The 16571-nt window shown below is 40.9% G+C and carries 12 protein-coding genes; 5 read left to right on the forward strand and 7 right to left on the reverse strand.

Annotation, left to right across the window (positions count from 1 at the left end):
* The first annotated feature begins 162 nt into the window (after nt 1-162).
* Both BW961_RS23380 and BW961_RS23385 read left to right on the forward strand, forming a co-directional pair.
* Complete coding sequence (locus BW961_RS23380) at nt 163-1089, forward strand: hypothetical protein (protein ID WP_068592484.1); 927 nt, start codon at nt 163-165, stop codon at nt 1087-1089.
* A gap of 24 nt (nt 1090-1113) precedes the next feature.
* Nucleotides 1114-2856 (forward strand): hypothetical protein, encoded by a 1743-nt coding sequence (locus BW961_RS23385; protein ID WP_068592483.1) that lies wholly within the window; start codon nt 1114-1116, stop codon nt 2854-2856.
* A gap of 104 nt (nt 2857-2960) precedes the next feature.
* On the opposite strand, the gene BW961_RS23390 is transcribed toward BW961_RS23385, so the two are convergent.
* From BW961_RS23390 to BW961_RS23420, 7 genes are all read right to left on the reverse strand, one after another.
* Nucleotides 2961-5387: an Ig-like domain-containing protein gene (locus BW961_RS23390; RefSeq protein ID WP_244556039.1), complete on the reverse strand. Its 2427-nt coding sequence runs from the start codon at nt 5385-5387 to the stop codon at nt 2961-2963.
* A 383-nt stretch (nt 5388-5770) separates the two neighbouring features.
* Entirely contained in the window at nt 5771-6949 is a 1179-nt protein-coding gene (locus tag BW961_RS23395) for an acyl-CoA dehydrogenase family protein (RefSeq protein ID WP_068592479.1), read from the reverse strand.
* Between the two features lie 58 nt (nt 6950-7007).
* Nucleotides 7008-7811 (reverse strand): HAD-IIA family hydrolase, encoded by an 804-nt coding sequence (locus BW961_RS23400; RefSeq protein WP_068592478.1) that lies wholly within the window; start codon nt 7809-7811, stop codon nt 7008-7010.
* Nucleotides 7812-8400: 589 nt separating this feature from the next.
* Entirely contained in the window at nt 8401-8955 is a 555-nt protein-coding gene (locus BW961_RS23405; protein ID WP_068592477.1) for an HPP family protein, read from the reverse strand.
* Nucleotides 8956-9078: 123 nt separating this feature from the next.
* Complete coding sequence (locus BW961_RS23410) at nt 9079-9663, reverse strand: CGNR zinc finger domain-containing protein (protein WP_068592475.1); 585 nt, start codon at nt 9661-9663, stop codon at nt 9079-9081.
* 178 nt (nt 9664-9841) lie between these two features.
* Nucleotides 9842-11365 carry a stalk domain-containing protein gene (locus BW961_RS23415; RefSeq protein WP_068592473.1) on the reverse strand — a complete coding sequence of 508 codons (1524 nt, stop codon included), beginning with the start codon at nt 11363-11365 and terminating at the stop codon, nt 9842-9844.
* A 20-nt stretch (nt 11366-11385) separates the two neighbouring features.
* The gene (locus BW961_RS23420) at nt 11386-12831 is read right to left on the reverse strand and encodes an MBOAT family O-acyltransferase (RefSeq protein ID WP_068592640.1); all 1446 of its coding nucleotides are present in this window, start codon (nt 12829-12831) and stop codon (nt 11386-11388) included.
* A 461-nt stretch (nt 12832-13292) separates the two neighbouring features.
* Here BW961_RS23420 and BW961_RS23425 point away from each other — a divergent pair, with 461 nt between their 5' ends.
* The 3 genes from BW961_RS23425 (at nt 13293) to BW961_RS23435 (ending at nt 16472) form a co-directional block, all read left to right on the forward strand.
* A complete protein-coding gene (locus tag BW961_RS23425; RefSeq protein ID WP_139331732.1) occupies nt 13293-14123 on the forward strand; it encodes a hypothetical protein in 831 nt (276 codons plus the stop codon).
* Nucleotides 14124-14295: 172 nt separating this feature from the next.
* Nucleotides 14296-14982, forward strand: a complete 687-nt coding sequence (locus BW961_RS23430) for a response regulator transcription factor (RefSeq protein WP_068592637.1) — start codon at nt 14296-14298, stop codon at nt 14980-14982.
* Nucleotides 14979-16472 carry a sensor histidine kinase gene (locus tag BW961_RS23435; protein ID WP_068592468.1) on the forward strand — a complete coding sequence of 498 codons (1494 nt, stop codon included), beginning with the start codon at nt 14979-14981 and terminating at the stop codon, nt 16470-16472. The genes BW961_RS23430 and BW961_RS23435 overlap by 4 nt, the downstream gene beginning before the upstream one ends.
* Nucleotides 16473-16571: the final 99 nt, after the last annotated feature.

The following is a 16571-nucleotide window of genomic DNA, read 5'->3' on the forward strand; positions in this document are numbered from 1 at the left end:
CAAGAAAGGAAACTGATATGATTACATACGTTTGCTTGGCCATTTTGATTCTTTTTGTTGCTGTCAAATCGGCTATTTATATGAAACACCGTAAACACACCCCCTCTTTAGATGAGTTAGATCTCAAACTGCTATCCCTAATCAATCCAAAGAGTGATCGCCATGACTAAAAAAAGAGCCGTTACTTTTAAACCCTATATTAAGACGCGTTATGCTTATGAAAAGTTGAGGGTGTGCCGACATTGCCAGCATTTCACTGTCCTTTGGGAAACTGAATGCAGTCAGTGTGGTAAGGCTACACTTGTCTCTATCCCTCAGCGGGTAACCTCTAAGGTTAAGCGTACCATGCTCAATGAAAGACTAATAGCATTGTTCATTGGTTTAGTGGGTGTTTATTTCGGTCAGTCCTTCCTACAAATGATCCTTAGTGCTGCAGCTGCCATCTTACTCATCGCTTTGCTGTGGTTCGTTCAAAGAAGAATGTTGCCTTTTGAAGTTCCTTCAGAAATGGAGACGCTATTCGAACAAGAACAGCCACGTATCATAGAGGATATCAAGCGTAATCGAAAGCTTGCGGTAGCTGCCTTGAAAGACGACGAACTCCTAACGTATGAAATGTTGCGGGAGATCAGTACACTCGTTCAGAATGACAAAATCCGTCTGCAACAGGTCGTACTCCTTCAATCTTTTGTACTGCGTAAAGATATGGATCTAAGGGTAGAACCACTACTCATAGACAGCTTCGATACGGATCTCGCAGCCTACATTGGTGAAGTTGCTAAGGTTCAGCGCGAACTCATCAAGAATAGCTCCATTCGTTATATTCTAGCCTATGAAGCTCATATACTGGAAATGGAGAACGGTGTTGAAATTCTCTCAAGTGTCGCTGGAGCAGCTATTCGATTGAAAAAGTATGTGGAGGCTTACCCCGAGTTCATTCGACGTTATGCCCGCAACATTCCCAAAGATCGATTCTTACGATTATACCGAATGATTCAACAGCATCCAGAGTCCTATTGGGGCAATCTAGCTGAAGAAGTAGCTGTAATCCGTCGTGAACTATATGAATGGGATTCCGATTTTCAATAGATAAGTTAAAGAGGTTATAAGACTATGACGATATTAAGAATGCTAACCCTGCGAAATCTTTTAATATGTTGTTGTGCATCTATGTTGATTCTCATTGGTATGAAAGGTTATAACATCCACCAGAAGATTACTACACTAACAGAGGCTGATCGCCTGTATGTTCTTAAAGACTTAATTGAGGCGGAATCCTTGTATGAGAAAGCTCATCGCAACCATTCGATTCATTATAAAGAAAGTCTGATTTCCTCCCGATTACAGGAGTTGGCACCTATCACGGAGATCAATGCCAAACTTCGAGATATCGATCAACTAGCTGAGAAGGCTTCCGATGATCAAGATTTCGAACAACTCATGACGGTGTATCGTAGTTTACAAGATGTTCGAGGCATTTATATGAATGGAAATAACCCTTATGAACCCTATTATCGCCAGTTATCTGCTAAATATGACATTTCTGGGGACTTCATAAGTTACTACCAACTCTTTAAAAAAAGCTTTTTAGAACAAATGCAACATAATCTAGATGACAATCAATATACTGATGAGTCTTTCAAGTGGAATTTATTAGCGATACCGGACGTATTCTTCGGAGATGAGAAACAAAAGAGATCTGAACTCTATGACAAATTCACAGCCTATGATAATCGGAAAATGGCCCGTATGGCTGCAAGTGGCCAATTCCAAGCACTATTAGATGAATCCGCAGCGATGCTCAAACTCTATAAGTCCAATGATGTACAAGCGACATGGATTACGAATCAATCCGAAGCTCTTGTGAGAACATTCTTAGAGAATGATGCGAAGAAAGAAAGTTATTCAATCTTTGCTACTCATGCTAAGAGCTACATCGGCTTTGTCCACACGGTATCTTTCAAGTCATCTGTGGAGACTTTCATCAATAAACAAATAAGTACCTGGATGAAGGCTGCTAAGCGCAACGTAATTAAGGCAGAGTTCGAGAAAGCCTTTGCCATCTACAACGGGATTAAAGAATTCAAGGATACTAGCCTTGAAGTGAAGGATGCTCAGCTCGCATGGAATATCCATGATCCGATCCGTATCCTACAAAACGGTGATGCTACACGCGTATTTAAGCATGTTAGTAGTGGAAGTAAACGTTATGGGGCTTTAGTATACGTGATTGGAACGGATGATCAGAATATCGTTTACTACGGAACACTCGACAGTGAGAACAATATAAAGGTGCTGACAAGCCAAGATTTGCAACAAGGTGGATTGATCCAAGACATTTCCATTGAGAGTTCACTGAGTACCAAGGACCTCCCTGTCATCCTTATTAAAGGAGATTCTTCTACTCGACAAGCCCTTTATACAGCCATTGAGGTACAATCCGATACTATGGTCACCCTGTTTCAACTAAATGCCGATGGATTCCAAGTCGATTCTAGCGGAATGTTGATCATGATGAATCCAGACTCCGAAGAAGGTGTAGGGCAAGTAGCCATGTTCCAACGTACCGGGGATAGTTATCAATTTGTTGGTGTACAACAAGATTTCATTGATATTGCCGTGGAAGATCTCCTCTCACACCCTAATGGGAAGGTTAAGTTCACCACAACAATCATCCAACCTGGATATAGTGAAGCCTTTGCTATGATGGGGGACACTTACGTCAAACTTACCGGTACCTTCAACTTCTATGAGGGTAACGTTACGTTAACAGGTACCCTCAAAGGATATGAAGATACTTATATACAAGATGAGTTAACGTCTATCCCCGTATTTAACGTAGAGAATGTCGAGTAATGAACATGTAAATATTCTCTATGCAAATAAACAAGAAGAGTGGGCATCTGTATTTAACAGATGCCCACTCTTTATTTGTTCGCTTGATACGTTGTTGACTAGAACTATTCTACAACAACCATCACTTTTGTTTTCTTACCGCCATAACTAATGGTGATCGTTGCTTTCCCTTTTCCGGTAGCTTTGATCTTACCATCTTTCACAGTAGCTGCTAGGATCTTCGATGAAGTCCATAACGCTGCTTTAGATACGTTATCTTCGCTTCCATCAACGTAAGTCGCTGTTGCAGTAATCTGAACCTCATCTTTAACTTTCATCTTCAGGCTAACTTCATTCGTCTGTAAATATTTCAACATATCTACTTCTACTGGAATACTTAGCGTTTTACCTGCATATTTAACGGTAACTTTTGTTTTACCATATGCTACAGCCGTTATTTTCCCTTTATTCACTGTTGCAATTTTATAACTGGAAGTCTTCCATTCAGCTGAATTCGTGACATCGATCGCTGTTCCATCACTGAATGTAGCCGTAACTTTAACCTGCTGCTCTTTCGGTCCATTCAATCCTGTTTTCAAATCAACAGAATGATGTGTCGCTTCGATGCTTTGAATCATATCCACTTCAACCGAAACAGTCACTTTCTGACCGCCATATTCAGCAGTAATTGTAGCTTTACCTTTGGTATACCCTGTTACTTTACCATCTGACACTCCCGCTACAGATGGATTACTTGACTTCCAAGTCACATCTGTTGCCAAGATCTCCTCGTTCAGACCAGCTGAGCTCTTTGCCTTGAGTACGATAGTTTTAGTCTTCCCTATCTTACTGTCCACATCAGCTACAGAGCTTAGTATAATAAGTTGTGTATCTGCTTCAAGCACGCTTACCAATCCAACGTTTACTTTCAACGTGTATTTCGTCTTGTTATACAAAGCAGTAATCGTAGCTGTTCCTTTAGCAACTCCTTTGATTACGCCATCACTGTTTACTTCAGCAACTTTCTCATCACTGGTGCTCCATTCTGCTTTGCTTGTCAAATTAACATTCTTTGTTGCATCTTTAATGTCATACACTGCATCAAGCGTCGCCGCATATGATTTCTCTTCTTTGATATCTACTGTTTTGGTACTCAGTGATATAGAGATCGGAACATCTACACTAACCTTCGTCTTTACAGTAACTCCACCATACGTGGCAGTAATCGTAGCTTCACCCATTTTATAAGCTGAAATCTTACCCTTTGATACATAGACGATAGACTCATCACTAGAACTCCATACAGCCTTATCAGCCACATTTGTTTTGCCAGTGACATCAGCGTAAGAAGCATTAAGCTCCAAATCCTTACTTTGTCCAACACTCATTCCCACTTTTTCAATAAGTTCCAGGTGGCGCGCAATATCAACATCTACCTTAACCGTTACAGTTTTATCCCCATATTTCGCAGTAATCGTTGCTGATCCAGATCCTTCAGCAGAGATTGTTCCTTTGTTAACATAAGCGACTGCAGTATTGCTAGAAGTCCATGTTGCAAGACTTGTGACATCGACGTTCTTATTATCAGGATATACAGCCTCTAATTTGAGTGTTTCCTGTAACTTACCTGTCGCTTTATCAAGACTTAAGTAAACATTCTGATTACTAACTACCAATTTACGAGTCGTATCAACATCAACATCAAGTTTGATTGATTCCGTTCCGTAACTAGCTGTAATGGTTGCTGTTCCTGCCCCGTAGGCAGTAACCACACCTTTAACGACATCTGCAACCTTCTTATTGCTCGTTGTCCATACCGCATCTTTAGTTACGTCGGTAGGTACATCCGTCGCTTCCCCATTCGGATACGTCGCTGTTAATGTTACCGGTTGGGATTCCTTTAACAATAAAGACAGCTGATCCACACTAAGATCAAGTCGGGACACAATTTCAACATTCACTTCTACGGTAACCGTCTGTTTGCCGTAAGTAGCTGTAATCGTAGCTGTTCCTGCACTATGTGCCGTAACTTCACCATCTACAACTGTCGCGATGGTCTCATTATTAGAAGACCAATCGGCTTTAACCGTAACGTCCTCAGGTGTAGAATTATCCGTATAATTTGCTTTTAATTTAATGCTTCCCGTTTTCCCTTTACGAAGCTCAAGACTATTTACACTCTTCGTTAAAGATTTCACCTGTTTGGTTACAATAATTTTAAGTTCTTCTGTCTTATTTCCGTAATTAGCAATGACTGTGATGGTACCTTCCTTCTTAGCAACAATCTTACCGTTATATATCGTTGCAATCGTATCATCAGGATTGGTCCATTTCGTTAATTCTGTTACATCTTTCTTTGTAGCATCACTGCTAAGAGCCGCTACAGTAACTGTTGCCTGTGTCCCATTTTCAACAGATATTTCATTCTTAGAAAGAATAAGTTTCTCCAATACCACTGTCGGAGTTTCAGCTGCCCAAGACGTCCCCGCACTAGCCAAACTTACAATTAGGATTAATGTCATAATGAAAGATTGTTTGAATCTAATAATCAATGTTAATTCCCTCCAGTTCTCATTTTAGATTAGTATAGTTACTTCAAATATCGGCAAATGGAGACAAAAACATTAGGAATTCGAGCATTTACATGATTTTTTCCTACTAAGTTCCTATACTTCGATCTAAGTCCCCTTCTATTAAATTACCATTATCTTCATTTTACTACAAAATGATTACCCGAACCTGAAGTCACCCAATCTTCCAATATAATATTTAAAAACATCATACGTCATAAATAGTAATCTTCCTTGATGGATTCTATCATTGGGGGGATTTTAAAATGAAAAAATGGTTTGCATATATATTTAAAAAAGAAACGGCTCTGCCGCCCTCTTGTTCAAGGACGATAACCGTTTCTTTTACGAGAAATTTAATTGTGCTATTCTTGAATCGCACGTTTAGCTAAGTTCTGAAGGACAACATCGTCCATTGGGGGGTTATGGAGCCCCGCACGTACATCACGATACATTCTCTCTAATGGGAGGTTACGTGAAAGACTCGTCGCTCCAACGATACGCATGGCTTTGTCTACGATACGTAGGGCATGATTGGTTGCAATGTATTTAGCAAGACCAAGATCAGGCTTCAGAGCCACTCTTCCATCAGGATCTCGATCCCATCGATCAGCTATGGAATAGAGCAGTGTACGTGCCGTAATCAGATCAGCTTCCATCTCCCCAATCTGTTGCTGAATACGTGGAAGATCCGCAATGGGTCCTGGCAGACTGTTCGGCTTGTAGTTCTTAGCGAAATCGATTGCAAAGGAACGAGCTGCATAAGCGATACCGATATAACATGCAGGAATATGCATAAGTGATCCGCTGCCATCATCCGTCACTTGACGTTGCTTCTCTAGACCAGACAAGCTAATGACTTCTTCGTCAGGAACAAATACGTTATCTAGAATAACGTCATGACTGCCTGTGGCACGCATACCTAGTGTATCCCAAGTCTCTACCAAGCTAAATCCAGGACCCTTTCGAACAAAAAACTCACCAACCTCATCATTACCCTCAATCCCTGCTGAAATCGTAAAATGCTCTACAATCGGGCTTAACGTACTGTACGTTTTACGTCCACTAATGGACCAACCACCCACTACTTTAGCGGCTGTAGTCTGAGGTTTACCGCCACGGGTTGGACTTCCCGTTGCCAGCTCACTAGCAAAATGATTAATGATAGCTCCGTCTTTCACCACTTCAGCACTGAAACGTGAGAACAAGTCTTCAGACCAACGATTCGTATATCTAAGACTGAGAATAAGTGCCATATGCCAACCGACAGCTAGCGCCGTAGAACCGTCTCCACGTGCAATTCTCTCCTGTGCTAGTAACATTTCATATAGGGATAATTCTTCCCCACCATATTTCTTCGGTACCGTTAGTTTCAGATATCTAGAATCTCGTAAGTCTACAAAATTATCAAAGGGAAATGAACCATCTCTGTCATGTTTCGATGCACGTTCTGCAAATTTTATAGCTAATTGATCTGCTAGTAAGGCTATTCCTGCCTCTCTTTCGTTACGTATACAATGATCTGATGAGTATGGTTGTATCATTGATTTATCCCTCCTATTCCTCTTCCTACTCCTATTTCTGTGTGTTGTAAGCTTATGCTTACTTTGGAACTGTTTCTGATTCCAGTATCTCTTTCAAATCGCTTAGTGAATTCCATATGTAATCCGGTTGGACATCACTCAATTCCGCTTCTTCCCTACTTACGGAACCAGTCAATACGAGTGTTGTTATCATACCAGCATTCTTACCGAGTCCAATATCGGACACTAGACTATCACCAATCATCATACATCGTTCAGCTGGAAGACCCAGAACTTCAAGTGCCGCTTCTGCCATCAAAATGGAAGGTTTGCCTATCACAACCTCCACCTTCTGATCCGTCGTATACTCTAGCGCACCGATCATGCCTGCAACATCAATGGAATCCCCTTCATCTCCTGGGAAAGTCTTATCTGCATTCGTAGCAATCATCCGAGCGCCATGCCTTACAGCCCTAAAAGCTTCATTTAATTCCTTATAGGTAAGCGTCTCATGTAACGTAATGACAAGCCATTCTGTCTCTTCTGGTTTCTCTGCTAACATAAGCCCAGCAAGGACTAACTCATCTCGCAATCCTTGTTCACCCAATACCCATACCTGAGCGCCTTCAGCATGGTTTCTTAAATAGGTGGCCGTTACAGTGGAAGTCAGCAGGATTTCTTCTTCCCTAACATCGATGCCCATCCCGACCAATTTATCATGGCACATATGTCTCGATATATTGCCACGATTACTCAAGAATACTACGCGTTTGCCGATGGACCTTATATAAGCAATGCTATCCATTACCCCGTCGATAACCTGTTTTCCTTTATACACCGTTCCATCTAGATCTATCACATAACCATCAATGTTCTCTAACATTGGATCTGTATCCACCTCGTATTCTAATCTTTGGCAGTTTCTAGATACATCTTCCTAATATTCACGTTCATTTGTCAAGATTTGTTTGACGTATATTTCCTGCATGCGATCCAAAAAGCAGTTATTACGGAGAGAATCTCTGTAGCAACTGCTCTTATTATAAATAAATGATATTCCCGCTCCTATGATGTCATACCATAGGCACCATGTTTGACCCGTTACTCGTTATTCACACGCCATAACTAGCCTATTAAGGTGCCCCAACTTATACCCTATCATGGCAAAGTACTACTTCTCATGAGATAACAATCGACCTCACGAGCAGCCTGACGACCTTCGTTAATCGCCCAGACTACAAGACTCTGTCCTCGACGCATCACTCCCTTACTTCATCCAACCTTCTGAAGCGTTTCAAAGAAACGCAGCATCGTAAGCATCAACTCGGTGCTGAAAATCTGACTTTTTGAACTCACACTTTAAGTCTCAGAAATAATAAAAAAACACCTACTCGGTGTTTTAAAGTTAATTCGATATTTTGCTACATTCACTCCATAACATAACCATAGCCAAACATTAGGACAGACTCATATCATATCCAAAAAGTTGGATATTGTCGGTTACTACGTAAATTATTCAAGATCAACGCGAAGAACACAATGATTAACGAACCGAGCAACACTGGCGTGATTAAATAACTCCAACTATAAGCACCAAGTATAACAATGAGTGGGTCAGCTCCAGCCGGTGGATGTGTTGTCTTGGTCAGCATCATGAGCGCAATAGCTAAACCAACCGCCAAGCCAATCACCCAAGGCGCGTTACCGAACATCGTATATGTCGCTAGGCCAACAAACGTTGATATGAGATGACCTCCAATAATATTCCTAGGCTGAGATAATGGTGCATTCCACATTCCAAATGCTAAGACACAACTGGCACCAAATGGAGCCATCAACCATACGGATGAAGTCATATTTGTTAGGAGGACGAGCGCAGATATCGTAATAAAACCACCTACGAACCCAGTCAAGGTATCCTTCACATTGACTTGTAGAGAACTCCTCCCTCTTCCACGCATTTTAGAAAAATAACGTACATGCACAGGTTGTGCTTCTTTTTTGCTCGTGACTGACGCAGACTCCATGGTATCCCTCATTCTCATTCTTTTCTTTTACCTTACTCCAAATATACTAACCTGTCAATTTGTATTTATATGGTTAGTTATGGGAGGTAAAAAAAAGAACCCACTCTCAAAGGAGTAGATTCTTTAATCTTCTTCCGTCTTGCGTTGTTCATACCGAGCCACTTTCTTTCGGTTCCCACATATCTTCATGGAGCACCATTTACGTCTTCCGCTCTCATCCATAAATAAAAGTACGCATTCTGGATTGGAGCATCGCTTTAACGTATATAGCTTATTCTCACTAATTAAGGTTAAAATATCTAGTGCGATCAACGATTTCAGAGTATTCTCAATCTTGCCCACAGGAACAGCAATGAGCAGTTGATCCCGTAACTTATAAGTGTATGGAGCTTCTTCGATATATTGTTCTAACAACGCGATAAATGAATCCGTGATACGTTGTCCGTCCGCAATTGCTTCAAATTGCTCTCTCAGAGTGCCCCGAAGGTCACGTAAAGATAGCAACACTTGTCTTATTTCAACTTTCGTCTTAGCGATCAATTCTTCGTTCCAAGCAAGACTGCTCTCTTGCATACAGCTTAGCCAGTCCAGCAGGTCTCCTTCAGTACTCAATAAATCATGACGTTGCCCACGGCGAATGAGTTCAGTATTCACCAAATCAAGTGAAGGATGTCCTGAAATAAGGGGGAACTTGATTGATTCATTCATTTCAGCGTATCTCCTATACTTCCTACTATAATAATCATATTATAACTCATTTCATGTACCTTGTTTCAAAATCCCCCCCCTATCCGTCCACGATACAAAGACCCTAGCACAACTGCTAGGGTCTTTGTTGCATACCTCTACATTCCATCTGCTAACCTCTAACGATCGAGATCACGTTCTATTGTAAAGAAGATAACGTCATTCGAATAATCCGATCACTTGGTTGCTCTAATGTCGCCTCGAAACCGAATAGTGCTCCCACCGATGCTAAAGGAATCATCGTTGTACCATCGATTAACCTGGGTGCATACGTAATATCCTTCGATCCGCTTGTCGTCTTAGCTTCTGTCTTTCCAACGTATATCACAACATCCTGATTACCACGTTTGAACGTCATCGACTTCGCGGCCTGATCCCACACCATCTCCGCACCCAATGCAGCTGTCGCTTCTTTCACAGGTACGAAGATATCTTTGTCATCATCCGTTGCGCTTAGGGACGTGAATGTAAGAGGTTTTGTTTGGCTGCCCTCTTTTAAAGAAACTTCCGCATTAACAACGACGTACTTACTAGTCACCATAACCATCTGAAGCTGTTTCTCCATTTGGATCTTAAATTGCTCAACGTTATCTTGTGTCATCTTATATTTAGAATCTTCTCGACCAATCGCTTGAGCAATCCAGCTATTTACATCTTGGTTATGATGCGATAAATCTTTGTATAAATCGAGATTATACGTCCACTCAGACTCTTCTTGGAAGTCATACACATGGACATTAGGCAATTTATCGAATTGCTGGAACATCCACTCTTTCATTTCAAGTTGATTGAGGTACCGTTTGTTATTGGTGTCCTGCCATACTTTCTGTCTTAGAACACTGTATGGAGGATAGTAGAAATCAAATTCAACATCAGGATATTTCTCAACAAGCGCTAAAATATGTTCATTAAACGCCTCTTTGATCGTCTCAATCGGTTCCTCATTTAAACCAAAGTACGCCTCGCCAGCACGTGATGATTTATACACATCTGCAACCTTCTTCGCACCAAAGGTGACTTCTCTATTCCAGTTATATAAGTATTCCAATTGTCTTGGTTGTAACCCTCGTAACGGTCTTAATACAGCTTCCTTAAATAGATCTTGATAAATGGAGTAGTTGAACCAATATTTATAATCATTCCACCATTTATCGTCATAAAGATACGTTGGGTTGTCTATTTCTTCTTTACTCCCCATTTTGAGAGAGAAATAATCAAGACCCCATAATACCTTCTTCACTTTACCTGTCTTGAGCGCAATGCTCGCAATCGCATTGTGTTCATCAGCTGTTGACCCACGAACGGACAACTTCAGTGTTTTACCACCTAAAGCTTCATCCACCTCTGAAGGAAGGAAGTTCTCCGTCATCGAGGTTCCGATAATAATCGTGTCATAGTCATAGTTCTTAGCCAATCCCGGATTCTGGTAACGTTGTTCATTCGAATAGATTGCTGGGTAAAAAGATTTATGGTAGAACTGCAGTGGGTCAAGAACTACAGTAAGTAAGGCAACTAAAGATGCCATAATGATGGCTGAAACAGCAAACTGGATAAGTACTTTCCTACTCTGTTTGGCAGTGACGCGCTTACGCTGGTCTTTACGGGATCGTCCATCCTGATTCTTTGCAGATTCCGGCGCCGGTACTGGTGTTATATGTTGCACAACGTGTTTCTCCCTTCCAGCTAGAAATTAAAGTACAGGAATTCTGTAATTCGGTTGAAATAAAGTAACGAAATAACGAAGAGAACAGCCATAAATACAGCTTTCTTCCAAGTTGGTCGGAACGCTTCGACACGCTCAGACGAATTTGATGCAAACAATACGATAGGCAAGAAAATAAGAATAAATAGTCCCGCTGGAGCAAGCGTCTTAAGTGAGCTCATATCAAGTCCATTGAGTCCTACCATCCCTTTTAATAGACGTAACGCTTGAGTCACACTATCTGCACGGAAGAACACCCATGCTATATTTATAAATATGAACGTTATGAGCCATGCGAACCATTTGGGAAGAGGTTTACCTACCTTCATCCACATGCGATGAACCGCTTGTCCCGCTCCGTGCAAGAACTCCCACATTAAGAACGTCCAGCCTGCACCATGCCAGAATCCACCTATAATGAACGTGATGATTACATTTCGCATAGCAATTAGTTCACCGCGCCGGCTTCCGCCTAGTGGGAAATAGATGTAATCACGTAGGAACCGACTAAGCGTCATATGCCAACGGCGCCAGAAGTCTTGAATACTTAATGCCTTATACGGCGAGTTAAAATTCTGTGGTAATACAATGTTGAATAAGAGCGCAGCCCCGATCGCCATATCTGTATATCCACTAAAGTCAAAGTACAATTGTAATGTATACGACAACGTTGCAACCCAAGTATCTACAAATTGATGAGCCGAGGAGAAACCGTCATTTGCAAATTCGGCGAACGTGTCCGCAATAACGACTTTTTTGAACAATCCTATACAAAAAATGTAGATCCCCTTAGAGGCATTATTCCAGTTCCAATGCTTATTACGCAGTCTATCGAATTGAGGCATCATCTCACTGTGATGAAGAATAGGTCCAGCAATAAGATGCGGATAGAACGTAACGAACAAGATATAGCTCATGAGATTATACTCGCGAGTCTTACCACGGTAAGCATCAACTAAGTAAGCAATCTGTGTAAATGTAAAGAAGCTAATACCTAAAGGTAATATAAGTTTCAGTAATGGGAATGTATGCCCGGTTATTTCCGTTAAGTTGATCAAGAAGAAATCAGTATACTTATAATATCCCAGTAAAAGAATGTTCCCAACAAGTCCTATGATAAGTAGTGCTTTAGGTGAATGTAATAACCCTTTTCGCTTAGACCGTTGGTCCTTCTGTTCTTCGTCTATGGCTACATTATGATCACCGTGCACTGCTACTTGAAGTAGCCGCCCAACGATATAGTTAAATGCAATCGATCCAAGAATCAAAGGAAGATAACTAATGTTCCACCAACTGTAAAAGAACAACGAGGCAAGTACTAATGATAACTTCGCAGCAGTAACATACCGAAGACGGTTAAGTAAGAAGTATATTCCTACCGAAATCGGCCAGAATGCAAAAATAAAAACATACGTATTGAACAGCAACCCTTTCACTCCCACTCCATTTATGTCTATCACCGAACGTACGAATAACCACAATATTACAAGGTAAATTATACTATCTCTAATAATCCCCTGTTGTAAAAAAATAGTCAATGAAAAAATGTATTTTTTTGCCGAATTGTAATATAAGAAACGCAATCACAGTAGGGATTTATTCATTTTACATATCCACAAATAGGAATATATCCACCTTGATCTCATTGATATCACCAGCGGTTGTTCTACTTGTTCTCAATCATTATACTTTTTGTTCCTGAAATGAAACTAAAACACCACTGAGAATACGCTGAATGCTAGAGTTGACTCCTTACAGATCATGATGTATATTAATGGAAATATTAACAGTCATTCACTTGAGTTAAATGCAGGAAGCACCTGTAAGACAAGGCTTTTTACGCCTTTCTTACAGGTGCTTTTTTGTGTCCAATTATTTAGGAGGTTATATGATGATTATAATGAAGAGATTGTCTACGTTATTCCTCAGTCTTATGCTCACCCTTATGCTCGTGACTCTGTTTCCCATCTCCGTATTAGCTGCATCTTTTGAATTATCCGCCTCAGCGAGAACTTCTTTTGATAAGATGGTTGCTTCAGCCAATTCCGCTTCAGCAAGCTTGATGAATAATCAATATGCCAATATTCTAAAGCTACAACAACAAGATCAAGATTGGGATAAGAAAATCAAAGACCTCCATTATTCGAACGAGGAAACACTAATCGTTGTAAAGAAAAAAATACAACTTGTTGATTCAGGCAAACTCACGACTTTGCAAACACAGCTTACTCAAGCAAGAGAACGTTACAAACCGCTGTTCAGTATGTACGAGTCACTCAATCAACAGAAGGCGATAGCCAAGAAGCTCAATCATAAAGAAATTTACAATCTTCTACTATCGCAGTCAGAGAGTATGAAGATCGCCGTTCAACTTGCGCGTACAGATATTCGAAATAAAGAGAGCTCATATACGACAGCGAAGAGCAAGATCGCTGCAACAAAGAAAATACTTCGTGCCACCCTTGATGATATCGCTCCACTTAAAGTGCAGATAAAGGTCGCCAAGAATGCAGCCAGTACAACTCAGAAAAAGTTTACTACCGAGACATCAACCTTCAAACAAGCCATCAAGAATGGCAATATATCCACCACCTCGAGGTCATTAGATACATTAGTTACACACGCTCAGAAGGTAATTGAACATAAACAAAAAACGTACCTATTGGAACAAAAAATTAGTGAAATTGAACGTAAAGTCCAATTGCAACTTCCTTCATGACACGTTTACCCTATTCAACTTCTTTCTCCTGAAGTTCATATCTTTCACTTCACTTAGGTTATATTGTGGGACATGCTATGATTAAGCTGTAACTCAGTAGACCCTCAGTAAAAATTCAGCATAGAGGTGCATAGTGATGAAGAGAAAGACATTGCCTAGGGATGGTGACAAGATGAATACAGTTAAGGGAATACGAATCATGCTGGTTGATGATGAACCTCATATATTACAGTTCTTAGATATTGGATTAACGAATGAAGGGTTTGAAGTTAGAACAGCACCTGATGGGATGAGCGCCGTGACTTTAGCTCAAGAATTCCAACCACATGTTGTCATTCTTGATGTGATGATGCCCGGGGTTGATGGCTTTGAAGCCTGCCGAATGATTAAGAAGCTTGGATTTAATGTAGCTATTATTATGTTAACGGCTAAAGACGAAATAGATGATCGGGTCAAGGGATTAACACTCGGAGCGGACGATTACATGGTTAAGCCATTCAGCTTCGATGAACTCTTGGCACGAATTCAAGCGCGATTGCGCAATCAATTTCCGAGTCTACTTGGGGAAGTTGTTCATGGCCCTTTCCAGATCGACGATCTAAGAAAAGAAATATCGTATCAACAGAAAGTGCTAGAACTATCACCTACGGAATATGAACTTCTAAAGTTCATGGTTCTGAATCATGGCATTGTGCTTAGTAAGAGTAAAATTCTAGACAAAGTGTGGAGCTATGATTTTGGAGGAGAAGAGAATATTGTTGAAGTCTATATTCGCTCCATTCGTGAGAAACTAAACGATAAGGAACACCGGCTTATTCGTACCCTTAGAGGTGCGGGATACCGGATTGATCTGCCATGACAAAGAACTGGATTACTCGAATTAAGCATCTATTCGTTCCACGTTCACTAAGGTTTCAGCTCCTAACCCGCTCCTTATTGATTATGGCAGTTCTTCTACTCTTGGTCGGCTTGCTACAGTACGTTGTCATGAAAGATTTCCTCTACCGTAAACAAGCCGAGACCATGGAAGCACAAATGCAATCTATGCCAAGAGATTGGTTTATGAGGAAGAGCCTTGACGAATCCCGCAACAAGCCTTTAACTCGTCCAGGAGGTAATGCCTTCCTATTCATACCAGGCTCTTCATTAGCTTGGATTGATTCTAATGGTATCTCTATCGACATAAACGAAAGTAGTGGCAACGTCTCTCCTACACTTTCAACGGAAGAATATAAACAAATACTAGAGAAATCTAATCTTCATAAAAAAATATCCTATCAAATTATTCAGGACACCAATGGTAATGAACAATTGGTTGTATTCAGACCGCTAGAAGCACCGAATCGCTCGGATAGCATTGTTCAAATGGGTACTAAAACAGCTCCATTACAAGATCAGGTTATGCAGCAGTTACTCATTTTCTTTAGTTTATCGGCCATTGCATTAATAGGTGGAGCCGCCCTTTATTTACCCCTACTTCTTCGCACTTTGCTTCCTTTATCTAATATGGTGAAATCCGTTGAACAAACAGATGTCGGTAATTTGGCGGAACGGTTTCCAGTGTCTCATGGCCAGGAGGAAATTGACCGCTTGTCCGTGTCATTTAATGGCATGCTCGAACGACTTGAAATTTCATTCGAATCTGAAAAGGAAGCAAGAGAACAAATGCGACGTTTCATTGCTGACGCTTCTCATGAGCTGAGAACACCTCTGACCTCTATACATGGTTTTCTAGAAGTACTTCTTCGTGGGGCCGCCGCTAATCCGGAACAGCTCACAAGTGCCTTGAAGAGCATGTATGGAGAATCTAAACGAGTGAATAAATTAGTAGAGGATCTATTGCTACTAGCCAAGATGGATCGTTCCCCTCAACTTCAATTAACGGAGGTCAATTTAGGTGAACTAATCCGTGAAATGAGACCTCAACTCGTCATTCTTGCAGGAGAGCGTACCATTAATCTGGATCTAAATTATGCTATTAAAGGAACCTACGATCCAGATAAAATGAAGCAAGTGATCTTGAATTTATTCCAAAACGCCGTCCAGCATACGGACCCTAAGGACGGGGTAATCACAATCACCCTTCATACAACTGGAAATCGTGCTGAACTGGCCATACGAGATAATGGTGTAGGTATCCATGAAGAGCATCTTCTTCATGTATTCGAACGGTTCTATCGTAGCGATTCATCCCGAACCCGTAAATATGGAGGGGCTGGTCTTGGGTTATCCATTACTAAATCCATTGTGGAAGCTCATGGCGGAAGCATCCATATTGAAAGCCAACACGGTACAGGCACTGTCTTTATTGTCGAGATTCCGATCTCGACTCGGCGTTCCATTATTTAAGAACTGAATCATTCTAGGAACAATCAACAAAAACCAAGCCATGGGAATTAATCCCCATGGCTTGGTTTCACTTTATTCTAGTACCATTTAAGCTTCAAA

It is taken from the genome of Paenibacillus macquariensis (assembly GCF_900156375.1).
GTDB classification, from domain to species: Bacteria; Bacillota; Bacilli; order Paenibacillales; family Paenibacillaceae; genus Paenibacillus_AQ; species Paenibacillus_AQ macquariensis.

Excerpts from the sequence above, each read along its gene's own strand:
- BW961_RS23380 (WP_068592484.1), top strand. The coding sequence starts at position 163 with ATGACTAAAAAAAGAGCCGTTACTTTTAAACCCTATATTAAGACGCGT.
- BW961_RS23385 (WP_068592483.1), top strand. The coding sequence starts at position 1,114 with ATGACGATATTAAGAATGCTAACCCTGCGAAATCTTTTAATATGTTGT.
- BW961_RS23395 (WP_068592479.1), bottom strand. The coding sequence starts at position 6,949 with ATGATACAACCATACTCATCAGATCATTGTATACGTAACGAAAGAGAG.
- BW961_RS23400 (WP_068592478.1), bottom strand. The coding sequence starts at position 7,811 with ATGTTAGAGAACATTGATGGTTATGTGATAGATCTAGATGGAACGGTG.
- BW961_RS23405 (WP_068592477.1), bottom strand. The coding sequence starts at position 8,955 with ATGGAGTCTGCGTCAGTCACGAGCAAAAAAGAAGCACAACCTGTGCAT.
- BW961_RS23410 (WP_068592475.1), bottom strand. The coding sequence starts at position 9,663 with ATGAATGAATCAATCAAGTTCCCCCTTATTTCAGGACATCCTTCACTT.
- BW961_RS23425 (WP_139331732.1), top strand. The coding sequence starts at position 13,293 with ATGATGATTATAATGAAGAGATTGTCTACGTTATTCCTCAGTCTTATG.
- BW961_RS23430 (WP_068592637.1), top strand. The coding sequence starts at position 14,296 with ATGAATACAGTTAAGGGAATACGAATCATGCTGGTTGATGATGAACCT.
- BW961_RS23435 (WP_068592468.1), top strand. The coding sequence starts at position 14,979 with ATGACAAAGAACTGGATTACTCGAATTAAGCATCTATTCGTTCCACGT.